Source organism: Nonomuraea sp. NPDC050227 (assembly GCF_044459705.1).
Taxonomy (GTDB): Bacteria; Actinomycetota; Actinomycetes; order Streptosporangiales; family Streptosporangiaceae; genus Nonomuraea.
Map to the genome: position 1 here is coordinate 244,561 of NZ_JBITJF010000012.1, position 19,512 is coordinate 264,072.

At 72.7% G+C, this 19,512-nt stretch carries 14 protein-coding genes; 9 read left to right on the forward strand and 5 right to left on the reverse strand.

The annotated features are described in order from the left end of the window. Nucleotides 1–131: 131 nt before the first annotated feature. The 8 genes from ACIBK9_RS38935 to ACIBK9_RS38970 all read left to right on the forward strand — a co-directional run bounded on the left by ACIBK9_RS38935 (nt 132) and on the right by ACIBK9_RS38970 (nt 11,140). Nucleotides 132–2,279 carry a fibronectin type III domain-containing protein gene (locus tag ACIBK9_RS38935; protein ID WP_397163795.1) on the forward strand — a complete coding sequence of 716 codons (2,148 nt, stop codon included), beginning with the start codon at nt 132–134 and terminating at the stop codon, nt 2,277–2,279. Nucleotides 2,280–2,292: 13 nt separating this feature from the next. Further along, the gene (locus ACIBK9_RS38940) at nt 2,293–3,291 is read left to right on the forward strand and encodes a MoxR family ATPase (protein ID WP_358285117.1); all 999 of its coding nucleotides are present in this window, start codon (nt 2,293–2,295) and stop codon (nt 3,289–3,291) included. Continuing rightward, nucleotides 3,292–4,392 carry a DUF58 domain-containing protein gene (locus tag ACIBK9_RS38945; RefSeq protein WP_397163797.1) on the forward strand — a complete coding sequence of 367 codons (1,101 nt, stop codon included), beginning with the start codon at nt 3,292–3,294 and terminating at the stop codon, nt 4,390–4,392. Nucleotides 4,393–4,535: 143 nt separating this feature from the next. After that, a complete protein-coding gene (locus ACIBK9_RS38950) occupies nt 4,536–6,569 on the forward strand; it encodes a DUF3488 and transglutaminase-like domain-containing protein (RefSeq protein WP_397163799.1) in 2,034 nt (677 codons plus the stop codon). 8 nt (nt 6,570–6,577) lie between these two features. Continuing rightward, nucleotides 6,578–7,528 carry a winged helix DNA-binding domain-containing protein gene (locus ACIBK9_RS38955; RefSeq protein ID WP_397163800.1) on the forward strand — a complete coding sequence of 317 codons (951 nt, stop codon included), beginning with the start codon at nt 6,578–6,580 and terminating at the stop codon, nt 7,526–7,528. A gap of 343 nt (nt 7,529–7,871) precedes the next feature. Then, nucleotides 7,872–8,456 (forward strand): RNA polymerase sigma factor, encoded by a 585-nt coding sequence (locus ACIBK9_RS38960; RefSeq protein ID WP_397163802.1) that lies wholly within the window; start codon nt 7,872–7,874, stop codon nt 8,454–8,456. Then, nucleotides 8,449–9,525 (forward strand): hypothetical protein, encoded by a 1,077-nt coding sequence (locus ACIBK9_RS38965; RefSeq protein ID WP_397163804.1) that lies wholly within the window; start codon nt 8,449–8,451, stop codon nt 9,523–9,525. Before ACIBK9_RS38960 ends, ACIBK9_RS38965 begins: the two co-directional genes overlap by 8 nt. Before the next feature lie 100 nt (nt 9,526–9,625). Beyond that, complete coding sequence (locus ACIBK9_RS38970) at nt 9,626–11,140, forward strand: heparinase II/III family protein (protein WP_397163805.1); 1,515 nt, start codon at nt 9,626–9,628, stop codon at nt 11,138–11,140. A gap of 541 nt (nt 11,141–11,681) precedes the next feature. Here the strand turns inward: ACIBK9_RS38970 and ACIBK9_RS38975 are convergent. Further along, the gene (locus ACIBK9_RS38975) at nt 11,682–12,503 is read right to left on the reverse strand and encodes a fumarylacetoacetate hydrolase family protein (RefSeq protein WP_397163807.1); all 822 of its coding nucleotides are present in this window, start codon (nt 12,501–12,503) and stop codon (nt 11,682–11,684) included. 452 nt (nt 12,504–12,955) lie between these two features. On the opposite strand from ACIBK9_RS38975, the gene ACIBK9_RS38980 reads away from it, so the two are divergent. Beyond that, a complete protein-coding gene (locus ACIBK9_RS38980) occupies nt 12,956–13,708 on the forward strand; it encodes an IclR family transcriptional regulator (RefSeq protein WP_397163808.1) in 753 nt (250 codons plus the stop codon). Between the two features lie 56 nt (nt 13,709–13,764). Here the strand turns inward: ACIBK9_RS38980 and ACIBK9_RS38985 are convergent, their stop codons facing one another. The 4 genes from ACIBK9_RS38985 to ACIBK9_RS39000 all read right to left on the reverse strand — a co-directional run bounded on the left by ACIBK9_RS38985 (nt 13,765) and on the right by ACIBK9_RS39000 (nt 19,507). Beyond that, the gene (locus tag ACIBK9_RS38985; protein WP_397163810.1) at nt 13,765–14,298 is read right to left on the reverse strand and encodes a hypothetical protein; all 534 of its coding nucleotides are present in this window, start codon (nt 14,296–14,298) and stop codon (nt 13,765–13,767) included. Nucleotides 14,299–14,315: 17 nt separating this feature from the next. Next, nucleotides 14,316–16,364, reverse strand: a complete 2,049-nt coding sequence (locus tag ACIBK9_RS38990) for a hypothetical protein (RefSeq protein ID WP_397163811.1) — start codon at nt 16,362–16,364, stop codon at nt 14,316–14,318. 8 nt (nt 16,365–16,372) lie between these two features. After that, a complete protein-coding gene (locus tag ACIBK9_RS38995; protein WP_397163812.1) occupies nt 16,373–16,609 on the reverse strand; it encodes a hypothetical protein in 237 nt (78 codons plus the stop codon). A gap of 672 nt (nt 16,610–17,281) precedes the next feature. Then, complete coding sequence (locus ACIBK9_RS39000) at nt 17,282–19,507, reverse strand: glycoside hydrolase family 3 C-terminal domain-containing protein (protein ID WP_397163813.1); 2,226 nt, start codon at nt 19,505–19,507, stop codon at nt 17,282–17,284. Between the last annotated feature and the right edge of the window lie 5 nt (nt 19,508–19,512).

The following is a 19,512-nucleotide window of genomic DNA, read 5'->3' on the forward strand; positions in this document are numbered from 1 at the left end:
ACACCGACAGACACGGAACCCGGCGCGGGCTACCAGCCGGTACGGACGCGGATGGGACTCCCGCCCGCTAGGGTGATCCAGGTTAAAGCGGGGCAAACTCTCTGTGATCGCACATACGGGGTGAGTAACGGTTGTCCATCCGTGTGCTCGGCGGGGACCGGGCGACGGCCCTGATGGCCGGTGGGGCGGCCGTGCTCCTGGTGGCCGCGGCGGCATGGTTCGGCGTGGGCGTCTCCAGCGCCAATCCGGAGCTGGCCGACGTCGGCGCGTGGCTGTGGACCAAGGCCAAGGGCAGGGTCGTGCACGTGAACGGCCTGTCGGGCGAGGTGGACGGCTACCTCGACGACAAGGCCGGCAAGCAGTTGCGCGTCGTCCAGGACGGCACGAACGTGCTGCTCGTCGACGACCGCACCGGCTTCGTCAGCCGGGTCGAGCCCAGCCAGCTCACCGTCACCCAGACCCGCGACCTCGGCGCGGCCGGGACGCAGCTCGCCGTCTCCGGCGGCACGGCCTACGCCGTCGATCCGGCGGCTGGCCGCGTCCAGCGCATCGACCCGGTCACGCTGAACGCCGTGGGCGCGCCCATCACTCTGCCCGGCCCGCTCGGCGCGGCCAGGATCGACGGCGGCGGCAGGCTCTGGGTGCCGGTGACCGCCAGGGGCCAGGTCGTGCCGGTGTCCGGCGGCGTCGCCGCGACCCCCGTCAAGGTGGGCGAACCGGGCGAGGAACTGGCCGTGACCATCGCCGGCGGACTGCCCGTCGTGGTCAACACCCGGGCCGCCACCGCCGTCACCGTCGGCGCGGACGGCGGCGTCGGCGAGATCGCCCTGCCCAAGGAGGTCGCGCGGGCGGCCAAGGGCGGCGTGCTCACCCCGGCCTCGACCGAGGGCCCGCTCGTCCCGGTGCTGACGCCGGGCGGCTCGGGGCTGCTCGTCGTGCTCGACACCTCCTCCAACGCCGTGCTCAGCACCAGGTTCGCGACCGACGACCCCGCCGGGCTCGGGGTGCCGCAGGTGCTCGGGTCGAAGGTGTACGTACCGGACAAGAGCCGTGGCGCGCTGATCGTCTGGGACAGCGCCGCCGGCGGGCGGCCCACCACCCTCCAGGTGGCGGACGGGCCGGGCCCGGTGGACGTGTTCGTCAAGGACGGCCTGCTCTGGGCCAACGACGAGAACGGCGACAAGGCCCTGGTCATCGACCCCGAGGGCCGCAAGCACGACGTGGACAAGGACGACTCCGACGTACCGGGGCCGACCAACACCCCCAAGCCCAAGCAGACCCCGCGCCCCGACCCCACGATCCCCGACCCGCCTCCGGACGATCCGCCCGAGACCAGCGAACCCGACCCGACCAGGACGAAGCAGACCGAGCGGCCCCGCCACCCGGCCAGGACGGCCACGCCGACCCCCACGACCACGACCACCCCGACCCCGACCCCGACTCCGACCCCGACGCCCACCGCCGCCCCCGGCGCGCCCGGCGCGGTGACCGCGCGGTCGGGCCCCGGCCGGGTGACCGTCACCTTCAGCCCGTCCACCGGCGGCAAGGTCGAGCGCTACACGCTCAAGGCGTCCGGCGAGGGACGGCCGGAACCGCAGTCGGTGAACGCCGACGGGCCCTTCCAGTTCGAGTTCACCGGCGGCGACTGCGCCCAGGAGTACACCTTCGTCGTCGTCGCCCACTGGCCGGGCGGTGAGGTGGAGTCGGAGCGGAGTGCGGGGGCCAGGCCCTGCGTGGCGCCCGCGGCGCCGTCGAACTTCGCCGCCAGGCCCAGGAACCGGGGCGCCGAGCTGACCTGGAGCGCCCCCGAGAACGGCGACCCGAGCGTGACCTACCAGCTCAGCGGCGCGGTCGCGAACGACGCGATCAAGGGGACGTCGTTCAGCGTGGACGGGCTGAAGAACAACGCGAAGTACGCCTTCAAGCTCAAGGCCACGAACCAGGCGGGGGAGAGCCCGGACGTCGCCTCCGTCGAGGTGGACCTGACCTACCCGAGGCAGCAGTACAAGAACGCCAACAACAACGTGGTGGACACGCTGGTCCGCCCCGCCGCGACGAAGACCGGCGAGGCGGGCCGCATCCCGAAGGGGCAGTACCTCTCGATCACCGTCATCTGCCAGGTCAAGGGCCAGAGCGTCACGGAGGACGAGAGCAAGGAGACCAGCGACGTCTGGAACAGGATCGAGTGGAACGGCGGCGTGGCCTATCTGAGCGAGACGCTCATGACCACGCCCCGCGGCTCGTTCCCGGCGCCGCCGCTCTTCGAGTGCACCGACTGAGGAGAGGGACCGGTTGACCCAGTACAACTACCCGGACCAGATGGCCCAGGCCCAGCAGCCCGCCGCCCTGGCCGGCCAGTTCGCCCAGCGGTTCCAGCTCCTGGCCGGCAACATCGAGCGCGTCGTCCGCGGCAAGCGCGAGGCCGTCGAACTGGCCCTGATCTGCCTGTTCGCCGAGGGCCACCTGCTCGTCGAGGACGTCCCGGGCACCGGCAAGACCACCCTCGCCCGCTCGGTCGCGGCCAGCGTGGACGCCGAGTGGCGGCGCATCCAGTTCACCCCCGACCTGCTGCCGAGCGACATCACCGGCGTGTCGATCTTCAACCAGGCGCACCAGAAGTTCGAGTTCCACCAGGGCCCGGTGTTCGCCAACATCGTGCTCGCCGACGAGATCAACCGGGCCTCGCCCAAGACCCAGTCGGCCCTGCTGGAGGTCATGGAGGAGCGCCGGGTCACCGTGGACGCCGAGCCGCACCCGGTGCCGCGGCCGTTCCTGGTGGTGGCCACGCAGAACCCGGTGGACATGGACGGCACGTACCCGCTGCCCGAGGCCCAGCTCGACCGGTTCCTGATGAAGATCTCCGTCGGCTACCCCGACCACGTCTCGGAGGTCGAGGTGCTCAAGGGCGGGCCGACCGGGCCGCAGGTCGAGCGGCTGCCGGTGGTGGCGCGGGCGACGGACGTGGCCGGGATGATCGACTTCGCCTCCCGGATCCACGTGGCCGACCCGGTCTACGACTACATCGTCGGGCTGTGCGCGGCCACCCGTACCAGCCCGCACCTGCGGCTGGGCGCGAGCCCCCGGGGAAGCCTCGCGCTGCTGCGCGCCGCCCGCGTCAGGGCGGCCGCCGCCGGACGGCACTACGTGGTGCCCGAGGACGTCAAGGCGCTGGCCGTCCCGGTGCTGGCGCACCGGCTGATCGTCACCCCGGAGGCCGAGCTGCGCGAGATCGGCGCGGCGTCCGCGCTCGGCGAGATCCTCGCCGGGATGCCGGTGCCGCAGGCGGCGTAGATGCGGCTCACTGCCCTGTTCACCCCGCTCGGGTGGGCCACGCTCGCGGGCTCGGCGGCGCTCTACGCGGCGGGCTTCGCCCTCGGCTACCCCGAGCCGGTCGTGCTGGCCACCGGCGGCGTGCTCGCCCTGGCCGCCGCCCTCGCCTGGACGGCCCCCGCGCCCGACCTGGAGGTGCGGCGCGAGGTGACGCCGCTCAAGGTGCCGAGGGGCGAGGCGGCGGTCGCGGTGCTGAACGTGGTCAACCGGGGCCGGCGCGGCCTGTCGGGGCTGCGCGTCCAGGACCGAGTCGGGACGTCGGAGCACCTGATCGGCCTGCCGCGGCTGCCCAGGAACGCCGCGCGCACCGTCTCCTACCCGCTGCCCACCGACGTGCGCGGTGAGATCCCGGTCGGGCCGCTGCTGCTGGTCCGGGCCGACCCGTTCGGCCTCACGCGCCGGGTGCGACGGTACGGCGACGCCGTCACCCTCCTGGTCCGCCCGCGCACCGTCGCGCTGTCCGTGCCGCCGTCCGGCCGGGCCCACCACCTGGAGGGGCCCACCAGCGACAACGCCCCCAGCGGCACCGTCACCTTCCACACCCTGCGCGAGTACGTCGTGGGCGACGACCTGCGGCACGTCCACTGGCGCTCCAGCGCCAGGACCGGCACGCTGATGGTCCGCCAGCTCATCGACGCGAGCCTGCCCACCACGACCGTCGTCCTGGACACGCGGGAGCTGACCGAACTGGCGGTCGACGCGGCGGCGTCCGTGGCGGTGGCGGCCGCCCGCGCGGGGTTCCCGGTGCGGGTGCTGGCCGGCGAGCGGGCGGCGGCCGACGCCAAGGCCGACGCCGACCCCGACGCGATCCTCGACCGGCTCGCCCTGGCGCGGCCGGGCTCGGCGGGCGTGGGGGAGATCATGCGGGTGGCGCGCGGCGGCGGGTCGCTGGTGCTGGTCACCGGTGACGCGGCCGAGGCGGGACGGGCGGCGGGGGTCCGGCGGCGCTTCGACCGGGTGATCTGCGTGCTGACCGGTCCGGGGTCGGTGAGCGTGCCCGGCGTCACGGTCATCCCCCTCACCGACCTGGCCGCCCTCCCCTTCGCCTGGACCCCCCGATGACACCTCCACAACCCCCCGCGCCCGCTCCGGTTTCTCCCGCTCCCGCCCCCGCTTCTCCCGCGCCTGTCCCTTCTGCGCCCGCGCCCGCCCCTGTCCCTTCTGCGCGCGCGTCCGGGGTGGGGTGGCGGGGAGGCGTCGGGCTGGTGGTGGTGGCGGCCGTGGCCGGGGTCGCCGGGTGGGGGTTCCACCGGGTCTTCCCCGGCGCGGAGCTCCTGCTCGCGATCGTGCCCGCCGCCGTCGCCCCCGTCCTGGTGGCGGCGCTCACCGCGCGGCGGCCCCTGTGGCTCGCGCTCGCGCTCGACCTCGTCGCCTGGCTCGCCGGGACGATCCCGCTCTACCACGGCCTGGCCCCCGGCGTGCTCGCCGACGTGGCCGACGCCTGGCACGCGCTGCTCACCACACTGCTCCCCGCCCAGCCCGAGCCGCGCCTGCTCGTCCTCGTGCACACGCTCGTCTGGGCCGCGGCCGTCATCGGCGCCGAGACCCTCACCCGCACCCGCACCAGGATCGTCGCCGCCGTCCCCGCCCTGGCCGTGTTCGCCGCCGCGCTGCTGCTCGGCGTGGACGGCGAGGGCTCGAACCTGCCGGTCGCCGCCGCCCTGTTCGTGCTCGTCGCCGCCCTCGCCCTGGTCCGCGACGACCGCTCGCCGCTCTGGCTGCTCGGCGGCCTGCCCGCCGCCGCCGTCCTGGCCGCACTGGCGCTGGTGGTGGGGCCGCTGCTGCCCGTGGCGGCGCAGCCGTACGACCCGAGGCAGGACGCCGATCTGCCGCCGCCCCGGCGGGTGGACAGCGTGAGCCCGCTCGACCGCGTGTCGGGCTGGCTGCAGATCCCCGACAGGGAGCTGTTCACCGTCAAGGCGGACAAGCCGCTCAACTGGCGGCTGGCCGTGCTCGACCGCTACGACGGCGTGCGCTGGACGTCCGGGGCCCGCTTCCGTCCCACGGGCGGCCGGGTCCCCGAGGGGGAGTGGACGGGGGCCGCCCGGGTAGTCCGGCAGCGGGTGACCTTCACCGGGCTGCCGGGGACGTGGCTGCCCGCCGCCGAACGGCCGGTCGAGGTCGACGGCGTCCCCGGGCTGGCCGCCGACCCGCAGAGCGGCGCCCTGCTGGCCGACCCCGCCGCGGGAACCGGCAGGCGTCCCGGCAAGGGCTTCGCCTACGAGGTGACGTCCAGGGTGCCGGAGCCGTCCAAGGAGGACCTGCTGGCGGCCACCCCCGCGCACGACGACGCCGCGCTGACCGCGTTCCCGCCCGGGCCGCAGGAGAAGCTGTTCCGCGAGCTCGCGCAGGAGGCGACCAAGGGCGCCGACGCGCCGATCAAGCAGGCGTACCGGCTGCAGAGCTACCTGCGCACCAGCGCCTCCTACGACGTCACCGCGCCGCCCGGCCACTCGCTCAAGGGCCTGGAGTTCTTCCTGCGGACCACGCACCGGGGCACCTCGGAGCAGTTCGCGGCGACGTTCGCGCTCATGGCCAGGACGCTCGGGCTGCCGTCGCGCGTGGTGGTGGGCTTCCGGCCGGGACAGGCGTCCGGGGGCGTCTACCACGTCAGGTCGGGGCACGTCATGGCGTGGGCGGAGATCAAGTTCGAACGGCTGGGCTGGCGGCCGTTCTACCCCACGCCCGGCCGCAGCGGCGCCAAGGACGACCACGACGTCGTCTCCTCGTCGATCAGGGAGAGCGAGCAGCTGGAGGGCGAGTTCACGCGCGGGGGCGGCGACCGGTCCGGCACGGTCCGCCCGAAGGCCGGGGAACAGGGCGCGCGGCCCGGCGGCGGGCCGTCGCCCTGGGTGCTCGCCGCCGCCGTGGGCGGGGGCCTGCTGGTGGCGTACGCGGCGACGGCCGCCGTGCTGCCCTGGTGGCGCAGGCGGTCCAGGAGACGCGGCGGGGCGCCCGGCGACCGGGTGCTCGGCGCCTGGCGGCAGACCTGCGACGACCTGCGGCTGGGCGGCAGGCGGACGCTGACCGCCGAGGACGTCCTGACCGGTCAGCCACCCGACATCACCACTCATCTCAGGCCGTTGGCCGAAATTTCGAACTTCGTCCGGTACGCCCCCGACGATGTCACCGACGCCGACGCCGCCCGCGCATGGGACAGCAGCGACGCCGTCCGCCGCGCCGCCCGCTCGCGCACCCCCCTCCCCACCCGCCTGCGCGACCGCCTCCTCCTGCGATGATCCCGTCCATGAGAAGCGTCGAGGCCCAGCTCCTGCACCGCCCGCCCGGCCTCACCGCGGCCGACGTCGTCCGGCATCTGACCGCGATCCAGGCCCAGGACGTGCCCTCCGCCCTGCTCGCCTTCCGCGCCCGCTCGGCCACCCTCACACCGTCCGGCATCGAGGCCGCCTGGCAGGCCCGCGAGATCGTCAGGACGTGGGGCCCGCGCGGCACGCTGCACTTCGTGCACGCCGACGACCTCCCCTGGATCCACACCCTCACCAGCAGCGACACCGCGGCCCTGCGCCGCCTGCGGCAGGAGGGCGTCACGGGCGACGACCTGCTCCCGCTCGCCGTGAACGCGCTCGCCGGCCAGGGCCCGCTGACCAAGGCCGAGCTGACGGAACGCCTCGCCGGACGGGCCCGCGGCCAGGGCGTCGTGCACCTGATGGCGCTGGCCGCCCATCACGGCCTGGCGGTGCTCGGCCCGTCCAGGGCGGGCAAGCCGACGTACGTGCACGCGGGCGACTGGCTCGGCGCGCCCGTCGTGCCCGAGCCCGACCGCGGGAAGGCGCTGAAGGAGCTGGCCGTGCGCTACCGCCGCGCCCACCACCCGGCCACCCCCGAGGACCTGGCCGCCTGGTCCGGCCTGCCGCTCGGCGAGGCCCGCGCCGCCTGGCGGACGAGCGCCGCCCAGGACCCGCCCGAGCCCATCGAGCCCGTGCTGCGCCTCGTGCCCGCCTTCGACGAGTTCCTGATGGGCTGGCGCGGCCGGGACGGCGTCCTGGCTTCCGAGCACGCCGCCAAGGTGTTCCCCGGCGGCGGCGTCCTGCGCCCGGTCGTGCTGGCCGGGGGGACGGTCGCGGGCGTGTGGTCCAGGAAGGGCGCGCAGGTGAGCGTGCAGCCGTTCGGCGAGCTGCCCGAGGAACCGGTCCGGGCGGAGATCGAGGACGTCCGCCGCTTCCTCGGCGGCCGCTGACCGCGTCCTCGCCGCACTCTTCCTGGCCGAGCAGGGCGGCGGTCACGGCGTCGGCACCGCCGGCGTCGGGAAGACGGGCACGGACGGCCGGGCCAGGAACGGCAGCCCGCCGCGTCGAACGCCCGCACGGTCACCGCGCGGTCGAGCCCGGCCAGCCGGACCAGCAGCCGTTCCAGCACCGGCAACCCCCGCGATCCCACCCCGGCCAGGGCGATGACCAGCTCCCCCATGCCATCCGCCTACCCGGAAGAAAGGCATGTGACCGTTGGGAGTGAATTGTCGTGAAAGCGATCCGGCGCATCGGGTGATAAGAGAAGAACCACTTGACGCACGGAGGCTGGACATGACGGGGGAGACCATCGCGACGGCGGTGCCGTGGGCCGCCCGCGCGCCCGGCGAGCGCACGCTCGACGAGCGCTTCGAGGAGGTGTTCGACCGGTACTTCGGCGAGATCCACGCCTACGTCGCCCAGCGGCTCGGCCCCGACCACGCCGAGGACATCGTCGCCGAGACCTTCCTGACCGCCTTCCGCAAGCGCGCGCACTACGACCCGTCGCGGGCGGGCGTGCGCGCCTGGCTCTACGGCATCGCCACGAACCTCATCGGCAAGCAGCGCCGGCTGGAGGCCCGCACGCTGCGGGCGCTCGGACGCTGCGGCCCCGACGGCGACGCGCCCGGCCACGAGGAGGCCGTCGCCCTGCGGGTCAGCGCCCAGAGCCTTCGTCCCAACCTGGCCGCCGCCCTGGCCGAGCTCGACCGGCGCGACCGCGACGTGCTGCTGCTCGTCGCGCTCGCCGGGCTGAGCCACGACGAGATCGCCACCGTCCTCGGCATCCCGTACGGGACCGTGGGGTCGCGGCTCAGCCGGGCCCGCAAGAAGCTGCGCGGCCTGCTCGGCACGCACGTCCTGGAGCCCACCCATGGCTGACCCCCGCCCTCCCGTCTCGGAGCAGCCCGGCTCCGCTCCCGACCCGCGTTCGTCCGCCGTTCCCGAGCAGTCCGGGCCCGCTCCTGACCCGCGCTCGTTCCCTGGCGGTGACGACCTGCGGGTCGTCCGTGACCTGTACGGGCATCCGGCGCCCGCACCCTACGCCCAGGCCAGGGTGTGGCGGCGGGTGGCGGCCGCGCGCCGCCGCCGGCGCCTGACGCGGCTGTCGGCGCTCTCCCTGGCCACGGCCGCCGCTCTCGCCGTGGCCCTCATGCTGGTCAGAGGGACGCCGTCCGCCGTGCCGGGCCGTTCGATCCTGCTCGCGGCAGCCAGTACGGCGGCCTCCGGGCAGCAGGCGACCTACTGGCACATCAGCCGGCTGCACGACGGCGACCGCCTCACCGAGCTCTGGGCCACCAGAGACGGCCGAGCCTGGACCTGCACCGCCACCCCGGCCCCCAACTCCGCCCTCACCATCACCTCCACCCTGGCCCCCACCTCCACTCCCACCCCTGCGGCTCCCACCTCCACCCGCACCCCTGCCGCCTCCACGTCGCACCTGGGCCGCGTCGCCACCCCCGCGCCCCCCTCGGGACCGGCCCATGAGGGAAGCTGTGCGGGGCGTGGGCGGGTCGTCCCGGTGACGGGCCGGGCGCCGTTCACCATGGCGGGCCGCGACCTGACGTTCCGCCAGATCCAGGAGCTGCCCGCCGACGCCGCGGCGCTCAAGGAGCGGGTGGCCGCGATGTTGCCCGCCGGCTCGGCGGGCCTGCTCGCCGACGCGCTCAGCGGCCTGCTGTGGAGCAAGCCGTCACCTCCCGCCGTACGCGCGGCCGCCTACCGGGCGTTGGCCGACCTGCCCGACGTCCGCTACCTGGGCGGTCGCGCCGACCCGCTGGGCCGTCCCGGGGAGGCGTTCAGCTATCCGCTCCCCATCGGCGTCCGGCGGACGTTGATCATCGATCCTGCCACCTCCCAGGTCCTCGCCGGCGCCGACGCGGGCGGGACCGGCAGCTCGCAGATCGTCCTCACGGCAGGCTGGACCGACCAGGCCCCCAACCTGCACTGAGCCGCTTTCCCTCCCACCCCCGACCTGCACTGACCCCACCCCGGCAGGCGCGTGACCGCCGCGCGGCGAGTTCAGCGCGCCCCGAAACAGGAGCCGCGACGTGTTCTGGCGTGCCCGCACGACCACCGGCAGGGCCATCTGCCTGAGCGACCAGTTCCCCGCCGCCGACGTCGCGGAGGTGATGGACGGACGGGTCCGCTTCGCCGGCCTGCCGCCCGCCGACCTCGGCACGGAGATCGACTGGACCGCCGACCCGTACGGCAACCGCTCCTGGGCGCTGAACCTGCACACGCTGCGCTGGGCGGGCCGGCTGGTCGCCGCGTACGAGCGCACGGGCGAGCGGGCCTGCCTGGAGCGCGCCGCCGACGTGACCGCGCAGTGGATCAGCCGGAACCCGCGCGGCGGCCACGAGCTGAGCCCGTGGGCGTGGGCCGAGCACGCCGTCGCCCTGCGCGCGCCCGTGCTGGTCTGCCTGAGCGAGCACGTGCGCACCCCGCAGCTGTGGGCGAGCCTGGCCGAGCACGGCGAGGTCCTGGCCGACCCCGCGCTCTACCGCGCGGGTCACAACCACGGGCTGGACCAGGACATCGGGCTGCTGCTCATCGGCTGCCGCCTCGGCCGCGCCAAGTGGCGCGACCTGGCCGTACGCAGGATGACCGGATCCGCCGAACTGGCCGTCGACGCCCAGGGCGTGCTGCACGAACAGGCCCCCCGCTACGGCCTGTACGTGCACCGCCGCCTCGGCGTGGCCCTGCGCGCGATCAGCGAGAGCGGCGCCGAGCCCCCGGCCCGCCTCGCCGCCCGCCGGACCGCCCTGGAGGGCTACATCGCGCACGCCACCCAGCCCGACGGCTGCCTGACCCCCATCGGCGACAGCCCGGCCGACACCCGCGCCCCCGGCTTCCCCCACGAGGGCCCTCTCGTACGCGTCTTCGACGCCGGATACGTCTTCGGCAGGACCGCCTGGGACGACCCGCGCTCGGCCCACTACTCGATCAGGTTCGGCCCCGGCCGCCGCCTGCACGGCCACGAGGACCACCTCGGCGTCACCTACAGCGCCCAGGGCCGCCGCATCCTGGTCGAGGCCGGGTTCCACTCCTACGAACGGACCGAGTACGCGGCCTGGACCCGTACCCCGCAGGCCCACAACGTGCCCGTCCCGGACGGGGACTTCCGTCCCGGCACGGCCACCCGCCTGGTGCACGCCGACCTCGCCCCCGGACGCCAGGAGTTCGAGCTGGCCGACGACGCCTACGGGGTGACCAGGACCCGCCGCGTGTTGGTCGGGCACGGCGAGGACGTGATGGCCGTACACGACTCGGTCCCGTCCGGGACGCTGCGCAGCCTGTGGCACTTCGACCCCGCGCTACGACTGGTCGAACGGCGGACGGACGCCGTGGTCCTCGGCGACGGCGACTGGCGCGTCACGCTGCTCCAGCGGCCCGCGTCGGGCATGGAGGTGGGGACCACGACGGTCTCCACCGGCTACCTGCGCACGGCGGAGGCGGTGACGGTCACGTCAGGAAGCGCAGCCGAGGTACTGACCATGATCCTCCCCGGCACCGACACCCCAGCCACCACCCACCTACCCCTGCCATGGCCCCCTCCTCCCTGACGCGCAACCCGTGCACCCCAGCCACCGCACCCTCGTCACCACCAGCCCCCACGACCGGCTCGCACACCCCTACGACCCGGCGCACGCCCCCGGACCAGGAACCACGGCACCGGGCGCGCGATGTCGCCCACCAGACACCGCATCACCGCCCGCACATCGTCACCGGGGAAGGACCAGGCGGCCCTGCCCCACGTACCGACCTGGGACCGGCCCCAGGGCTCACCGCCCCGACTGCCCCCCGTCCACTGGTACCGCCACGACACCCGCAGGCGGGACGCCACCGCGCGCCTTGCCGGCCACCCCACTCGTCCGCCGGGACCGCCACTGCACCCGCCCACGGGGACCGCCCCTGCGTTCCGTCTCTCGGGCCTCTGCCGAACCCTCGTGCAGTTCGGTAGAGGCCCACGACGGCCGCCGAGCCCCCACGCACCCCGGCAGCACCGAGAGACGGTCGAGGTCGGCCGCCCACATGCAACCGGCGAAATAGGTCGTCGCCCAGCGAGAGCAGGTCGGGCCGAGGCGGTCCGGGAGTGAGGCCGGGTCAGGCCAGGCGTCGAGCCGTGTTCACCAGCTCGCCGACCCCCGCGATCCGGGTGACGACCTTGCTCCCGTCCATCAGATACCGGGGCGGCTTCCGGGCATGGCCCACGCCCCCGGGCGTGCCGGTCGCGATGACGTCGCCCGGCCGCAACGTGAGAATCTGCGACAGGTACGCGATCAGCTCAGCCGGCGGGAACACCAGGCCGGCCGTGTCCGCCTGCTGCACGACCTCCCCGTCCACCTCGCACTCCAGGGTCATCGCCCCGCTGACCTCGTCCGGTGTGACGAGGAAGGGCCCGAACGGCGTCGTCCCCTCGAACGTCTTGCCCTGCAGCCACTGCGCCGTACGGTTCTGGTAGTCCCTGGCCGTCACGTCGTTGAGCACCGAGTACCCGGCGATGGCCGCCTCGGCCTCCTCAGGCGAGGCGTCGCGCACCTCCGACCCGACGATCACGGCCAGCTCACCCTCCCAGTCCATGGCCTCCGACACCGCGGGCAGCTCGATGTCGTCGTACGGCCCGATCAGCGCCTCGGCGAACTTCGCGAACACCGTCGGATACCGCGGCAACTCCCGTCCCATCTCCAGGATGTGATCGCGGTAGTTGAGCCCGACACAGATGATCTTCCCCGGCACCGGCACCACGGGCGCCAGGTCGGCCGTGGACAGCGGATGCCGTGCACCGTCCGCCGCGGCGGCCACCTCCCGCCAGCGCGGGTCGGCCAGCAACATCCCGACGTCGGGCGCCCCGACCTCAACGGCGTGCTCCCCGTCGATCCGGACGGCGGCCGTACGGCGCGGCAGTCGCAGCGTCGCGAGCTTCACTCGAGCTCCTCTCGATACTGGTGCAGGCCCTCAAGAGGGCGTGTCGGAAAACAGAACACTTCGAACCGGCCCACGCGCCTGAACCAACCGCGCCCCCGGATGCAGCGGTGCTCAGGCAACAGCAGCCCCAGGGCACCGGATGCCCGCCTCGAAGGCCGCGGTGACACCCGGCAGACCGTCCAGACCGGTGCGGGCCGGCACGACGGCCCGCCGCTCGCCACCCCCACCCACCGAACCCACCTCACCCGTCCGCTGGACCGCCCGTTGAGCCGTCGGATGGAGCGTCTCCCATGCAGCCGCGCCCTGAACCCAGGACGTACGGGCATCAAGTCGCCGACCTGCGCCCAGAACAGGACAGATGCACGACAGCGACGTCCACGTACAACGTCTCATCGGGATTCATGCTGCCCAACGCTAGGGAGTAATTCCGCGTACTGCACTAGCGTTCTGCTGTGAAGAACAAGCCCGCGTACCCCCTGGGCTCGGTCGACAACGCGCTGCTTCTCCTCCACATGCTGCGCGACCAAGGACGTCTCAAGGTCACCGACGTCGCCAAGGAGCTCGGCATCGCCCGCTCGACCGCGCACCGCCTGCTGGCGATGCTGGTCTATCGCGACTTCGCCGTCCAGGACGAGCACCACACCTACCTGCCGGGCCCCTTCCTCGGCCCGGCGGCGGGCGACGGCGGCGGCTCGTCCCTGCGCGAGCTGCGCGCACACGTCCGGCCCGCCATGGAGGCCCTGAGCGCCCGCGTCCGGGAGACCGTGAACCTCATGGTCAGAATGGGCACCGAAGTACGCTTCCTGGACAGCATCGAGTCCCCGCAGATCCTGTACGTCGGCGACCGCCGCGGCACGATCCTGCCCGCCCACCGCGCCTCCGGCGGCAAGGTCCTGCTGTCCTCGCTGCCCCGCGACCAGCTCGCCGACCTCTACCAGGACCTGCCCGAGCAGGAACGCGCGTCCCTGCTCCGCGAACTCGACGAGATCCGCCCCCGCGGCTACGCCCTCAACCTCGACGACACGGAACAGGGCGTCTCGGCGGTCGGAGCGGCGCTACGCAACGGCCGCGGCACCCCCGTGGGAGCCCTGTCCATCTCGATCCCCTCGGCCCGCTACACCCCCGACCGCCTCCCGTCCCTCCTGACCGACCTCCGCCAATCCATAACCGAGGCCGAACCCCACCTCACCAACTTCCCCACCTGATCCGCCGGAGGCCCTGGACAGCCGCCCACCTGCTCCGACCACCACAAGGCAACCCACTATCGCGACGACGTGAGCAGCAGCGGCTTGAGCTGCCGAAAAAACTCCACCGCATCCGCCAACGAATCCCTCCCCGGCGCCCCTTCCGTCACTTCGATGCTGAGGAGACGCTGGTAGTCAGGAGTCCAGCCGTAGACGAAATCGATCACTTGGCCGGTGGCATCCTTGCGTCGTGACGCGAATCCTGGTCGCAGTCCAGCAGGTAGGTCGGTTCCCCTAGTGGCCACTTTCGTGTTCTCGAGTCCTTCGGGGCTGACCGGAGACGGCTCATGGACCTTGATGACCAACCCTAGCTCGCCTTCCAAGGCAAGACCGTCGACAACCGAGCAGGACGCGAACTGCCGCCCTCCGCTCATTCTTGTACCGATGGCCCGATAATCCTTGAAGCCGGTGGCGATCTGGATGGCGTTCGCCGAGATCAAGTCACACTCGCGCGGGCTAGCGGTAATGTTCCCGAGCGGCCTGGTGTCCGATGCCGTGTCGGGCGGTGATGAGCATGCCGCCATGAGTGGCAGGAGGGTGGCAATGAACATCAGCCACAGTTTCCTTCTCATGAGCCATGCCCGCCATAGTGCTTTTCCGCTGCCTTGAAACTGAGTGCGATGGCGACATCGGGCTGGCCAAAGACGCGGGCAGTCACGGGCAGTGACAGCCACTCATCGTAGGCGGAACGTTGTTCGGCGTTCATCTCGGCCCACGGTTTAATGGACCTGTTCGTAATGAAATGCCCTGGCGTGCCAGGCGAGAAATCCTCGTAGTAGTACGGGTGAGTCTGGGCGGAAGCCTTTCCGAAGAGGCCGTGGCGCATCATTACAGAAGCCGTCAGATCGGTGAACATGTGCTTGGCCGCGCCCAGCGCGGTGTCGGCGTCCTGGCGAGCCTGCTCCTCATAACTCGGTGAAACCTTGTCGAACATCAACCCCTTGGCTGTGTCGGCCATGAGTCCGACGAACTTCCCCGATGGCATCGGGATCAGCCCGACCACCTGTTCGGTCAACCTCTTGAAAGAGTTCAAGCGGACGTCGACCGCTTTCGCCTTTGCGATCGAGGAAATGTTGGCGGCATTGATGATCAACCAGGTCGTCATGCCGAGACTCCCCACCGCTGCGGTGAACTCCGCCCCTCCGCTACGCGCCATGCGCTCCTCCAGGATGTCCTGGCGCATGTTGTCTCGCTGCTGCTGTGTTGCCTCCGGGTGTGCCTCTTGCCATGTAATGAAGTCGCGTTCCACCTCTGTGGCGACCTTGGCCGCGAGTTCGTCCAGCATCCTGGCGGCGTACAGGCCATGCGCAGCGGCGACGGCCCGGAATGTTTCTTCGTCCTCGAAGGCCCATGTCATGGCCTTATGGATCTCATCCGCGTCGAACCTCGAACCATAGGGTTTCCAACCGTGCAGTTCCTTGGCCGGATCAAGACCGCTTACGACACCCGGCACCTCCTTGCTGAAGATTTGCGCGGAGCGGTGTACGTCGCCGATGTACTGGCTGAGGATGGTGCCGAGGTGGGGGCGGGTGGAGGGGAGGTTGGTCTGGACCTTGGGGTCGCTCCAGAAGCGGACCGCCCAGGAGGCGATCAGGGCGGACTTGTAGCCGCGTGACCCGCCCGGTGGCAGGTCGTGGTCGCGGAATTCTGTGGTGGCGGCCTGGATGGCCCAGCCGAGGTCGGCGTCGGCGTCGCCCAGCCAGGGGTGGGTGCGCATCAGGTAGGCGAGGGGTTTGCGGGCGGGGTCGGTGAAGAAGTCCTGGGCCACGGCGGGGTGGTGGGCCAGGGCGATCAGGGCGGCGCCCATGGGGCTGAGGTCGCCGGGGGAGATGTCTCTGGGGCCGGGGAGCGTCCAGGGGTCTCGGGGGAGGGACGGGTCGGGGGGATGGGCGAGGTCCAGGTCGTGCAGTTTGCGGACCAGGGTGAGCAGGAAGGTGTGGTCGAAGTCGCCGTCCTGGAGGAGTCTCTTGACGGCGAACGCGTCCTGGGGATGGTCGATGTCCTCGATCAGGCGGTCGGCGTAGTCGGCGGCCAGGCGCGTCCGGCCGACGCCGTGGGAGGCGGTGCCGAGCAGGGTGCTGAGCATGGTGAGGAACCGGTCCTGGGTGGCCGTGTCGTAGAGGAGGGGGCGGTCGCCGGGCGGGAGGTCGTAGGAGTACGCGCGGGCGATGAGCGATTTGAGTTCACGCGGCGGCATCAGGGTGAGAAAGGCCACGGCGAAGAACGGGTCGTTCTTGTGACGTTCGAGTTCGGCTACGGATTCTGCGTCGAGTGAATGGGATGCGATTTGCGTACGGAGACGGGCGGCCAGTGCGGTGGCCGCGGCCGCGCCTTCGGAGGGGGACTTCGACAGCCATGGGGATTCGTCGGCCCAGAGGACGCCGTCTTCGCCGGGGCGCCGGTCTGGGGTGGCGAGGATGAGGTCGAGGCGGCCCTGGAGTGTGGGGATCTGGTCGTGCAGCCGGCGGCCGATGGTCGACAGCTGGGCCGGCCCCCACAGGGCTACGCCGAGGGCGGTGAGGGCTCGTTCGACTTGGAGGCCGATGTCGGGGAGTGTGCTGCTTGCTCGCTTCATGCCGTTGATGAGCTGGGTCATCAGGGCGGGGTCGATGCCCACGGGAGGGGTCATGAGGCGGGCTCGGACGGGTGCAGCGTGTCGAGCAGCCTCAGGGCCCGGGTGAACAGGTCCTTGAAGCCGTGGTCCCAGGTGCGCAGGTCGGTGGCGAGCCTGTCGCCGGCGGGGCCTTTGAGCGCGCCGCCGTCCACCAGGCGGATCAGAGCGGTCAGGTCGTTGGCGTGTTCGTCGCGCAGTCGTTCGATGTGACGCCGGGCGGCGGTTATTTCGTGCTGCGTCGCCATCATCACCCGATTTCGTTGCGCTTTGGGGGCGGGGGAGGGGTGGTCGATGGAATATTAGCCCGCCGCGTCGGCGCCGGTGAAATGAAAAAGGAGTCCTCGCGTGATTCGGCTCTGGGCTGATGAATTGGGTGAAGGTTTGTGATGATAAAGAGGCTAAATGCGTTATTCGGTTGTATTTGGTGAATGGCAGGGAGGGGGAAGCCTTGGGGTGGTGTCAGGTGAGGGGAGATGAGCGCTGGGGGCGGGGGTGAGGGTGGCTGGAGGTGGCGGCGGGTGGGGGTGTCGGCTAAGGGTCCTACGGACTGAGCTGGGTGTTGGCTGAGGGGCAAAAGACTGGGCTGAGCTGAGTGTCGGTGGAGGGTGCTGCGGGCTGGGGGTCGGGTGAGGTACGGGCTGGGCGGGGTGGTGGGTAAGGGGCCAAAAGGCTGGGGTGGGTGGCCAGAGCGCTGGGCGGGGTGGCGGGTGAGTGGCCAAAGGGCTCGGGTGGGTGGCCAAAGCGCCGGGGTGGGTGGCGGGTGGGGGGTGAAGGGGGTTCTTCGGGGAGGAGGGGGGCGCCGCTCGTTCAGTCGCCAGGCGGTGCCCGGTGCTGCTGGTGGGGCTGGGGAGATGGGGGTGCCGGGGAGGCGGGTCCTTCAGGAGAACGGACGCACATGGGGTCCGCCAGGACGGGACGACCTAGCGATCATCTCCCGGAAGCGCGCTCCGAGCGGCGGCGACGAGGTCGGCGACGACGTCGGCCGTCAGCCCGATCCCGAACGTCCGGAACTTGATCAACGGGATGCCGAGCGCCAGCCCCACCAGAGGCGAATCTGTCCGGTCGAGGTCGGGCAGCCCCGGGGCCTGCCGGAGCCGTTCCCTCAGCACCCGGCCGCCCACCGGGTGCGCCAGCCACTCGCCCAGCGTGGACATCTCGCTCAGCTCGCCCACATATCCGTCGCCGGGCGTGCTCAGCTCCGCGCGCAGCCGGATGTCCCGTGACGACGCGCCCACCTCGACGGTGAACGGTCCGGGGTCGATCCGCCAGCCGCCGCGCGTCACCGACCAGCGCGCCAGGTCGCGCGGCCCGAGGGCGAGCCGTACGCGTTCGCTCGCCCCGGGGGCCAGGCCGACCTTGGCGAAGGCGCGCAGCCCGTGCCGCGGCCGCGAGGGGTGTTCGGCCTCGAAGGCGACGTAGAGCTGGGCCACCTCCTGGCCGTGGCGGTCGCCGGTGTTGGCGACGGTGAAGGCGACATCCCAGGTGTGGGGGCCGGTCTCGCGCACGTCCAGGTCGGAGTACTCGAATCGGGTGTAGGTCAGCCCGTGGCCGAAGGGGTAGGCGACCTCGGTGCCCAGCGTGTCGTGGTGCCGGTAGCCGACGTAGCGGCCCTCGCCGTACACGACGTGGCCATCGGAGCCGGGGAAGTGCAAATGGGACGGTACGTCGGCGAGGCGCAGCGGGATCGTCTCGGTGAGCCGTCCGGACGGGCTGTGCGTGCCGAGCAGCAGGTCGGCCAGCGCCGCGCCGCCCGCCTGGCCGAGCAGCCAGCCCTCCAGGACGGCCGAGGCGAGGTGCCGCCACCCGGCCACCGACACGACCCCGCCGTTGGACAGCACGACGACCACCCGCGGGCACACCTCGGCCACCCGCCGCAGCAGCTCGACCTGGACGCCGGGCAGGTCGATCGAGGTGCGGTCGAAGCCCTCGGACTCGGCGGCCTCGGGCAGGCCGAGGAACACCACCGCCACCTCGGCCGCCGCCGCGCACTCCACCGCCTCCCGCGCCAGATCGGCGTCGGCCTCGCCGTCGAGCCGGTAGCCGGGGGCGAACGTCAGCCCCTCGACGGCCCGGCCGAGCGCGTCGAGCGCGGTGTCCAGGCGGGTGGGCACCACGTGCGAGCTGCCGTGCCCCTGGTAGCGCGGGGTGCGGGCGAGCTCGCCCAGCACGGCCACGCGCAGGCCGGGGGCCAGCGGCAGCACGCCGTCGTTCTTCAGCAGTACGGCGGAGGCGCGGGCGGCCTCGCGGGCCAGCTCGTGGTGCTCGTCGACGTCCCAGCCGTCGTGCCGCTCGCGGCCGGCGACGCGTTCGGCGAGCCCGGCGACGCGGCCCGCCGCCAGGTCGAGCACGGACTCGGTCAGGCGGCCCGAGCGCACCGCGTCCTCGATCAGGCCGTCGGTGCCGGTGGGCGGCATCTCCAGGTCCAGGCCCGCTTCGAGGGCCGCCACCCGGTCGTTGACCGCGCCCCAGTCCGACATCACCAGGCCGTCGAAGCCCCATTCGTCGCGCAGCAGGGTGGTCAGCAGCCAGCGGTGCTGGGAGGCGTACACGCCGTTGACGCGGTTGTAGGAGCACATGATCGCGTACGGGCGGGCCTCGCGGACGATGTGCTCGAAGGCGGGCAGGTAGATCTCGCGCAGCGTGCGCTCGTCGACGTCCGCGCTGATCCGCATGCGGTCGGTCTCCTGGTTGTTGACCGCGAAGTGCTTGACGCAGGCCCCGACGCCGCGCGACTGGACGCCCGTGACCAGCGCCGCCCCCATCACCCCGGTCAGGTACGGATCCTCGGAGAAGTACTCGAAGTTGCGCCCGCACAGCGGCGACCGCTTGATGTTCACCCCAGGGCCCAGCACCACGTCCACCCCCAGCGCGGCGGCCTCCTTGGCCAGCGCAGCGCCCACCCGGCGGGCCAGCGCCGGGTCCCACGAGGAGCCGAGGGCCACGGCGGGCGGGAAGCACGTGGCGGGCTCGCTGCGGGTCAGCCCGAGCGCGTCTCCGGCGTCCGCGCGCTGGCGGCGAATGCCGTGCGGCCCGTCGGACAGCGTGATCGCGGGCACCGCGTCGCGGACGGCCGTGGTGTGCCAAGTGTCGCTCCCGGACGTGAGCGACGCCTTCTCTGCCGTGGTGAGGTCGGGGGGAAGAGCCATGGGAC

Coding starts and splice junctions, on each gene's coding strand:
- ACIBK9_RS38995 (WP_397163812.1), bottom strand. CDS start 16,609: ATGATGGCGACGCAGCACGAAATAACCGCCGCCCGGCGTCACATCGAA.
- ACIBK9_RS39000 (WP_397163813.1), bottom strand. CDS start 19,507: ATGGCTCTTCCCCCCGACCTCACCACGGCAGAGAAGGCGTCGCTCACG.
- ACIBK9_RS38955 (WP_397163800.1), top strand. CDS start 6,578: ATGAGAAGCGTCGAGGCCCAGCTCCTGCACCGCCCGCCCGGCCTCACC.
- ACIBK9_RS38965 (WP_397163804.1), top strand. CDS start 8,449: ATGGCTGACCCCCGCCCTCCCGTCTCGGAGCAGCCCGGCTCCGCTCCC.
- ACIBK9_RS38960 (WP_397163802.1), top strand. CDS start 7,872: ATGACGGGGGAGACCATCGCGACGGCGGTGCCGTGGGCCGCCCGCGCG.
- ACIBK9_RS38985 (WP_397163810.1), bottom strand. CDS start 14,298: ATGTTCATTGCCACCCTCCTGCCACTCATGGCGGCATGCTCATCACCG.
- ACIBK9_RS38945 (WP_397163797.1), top strand. CDS start 3,292: ATGCGGCTCACTGCCCTGTTCACCCCGCTCGGGTGGGCCACGCTCGCG.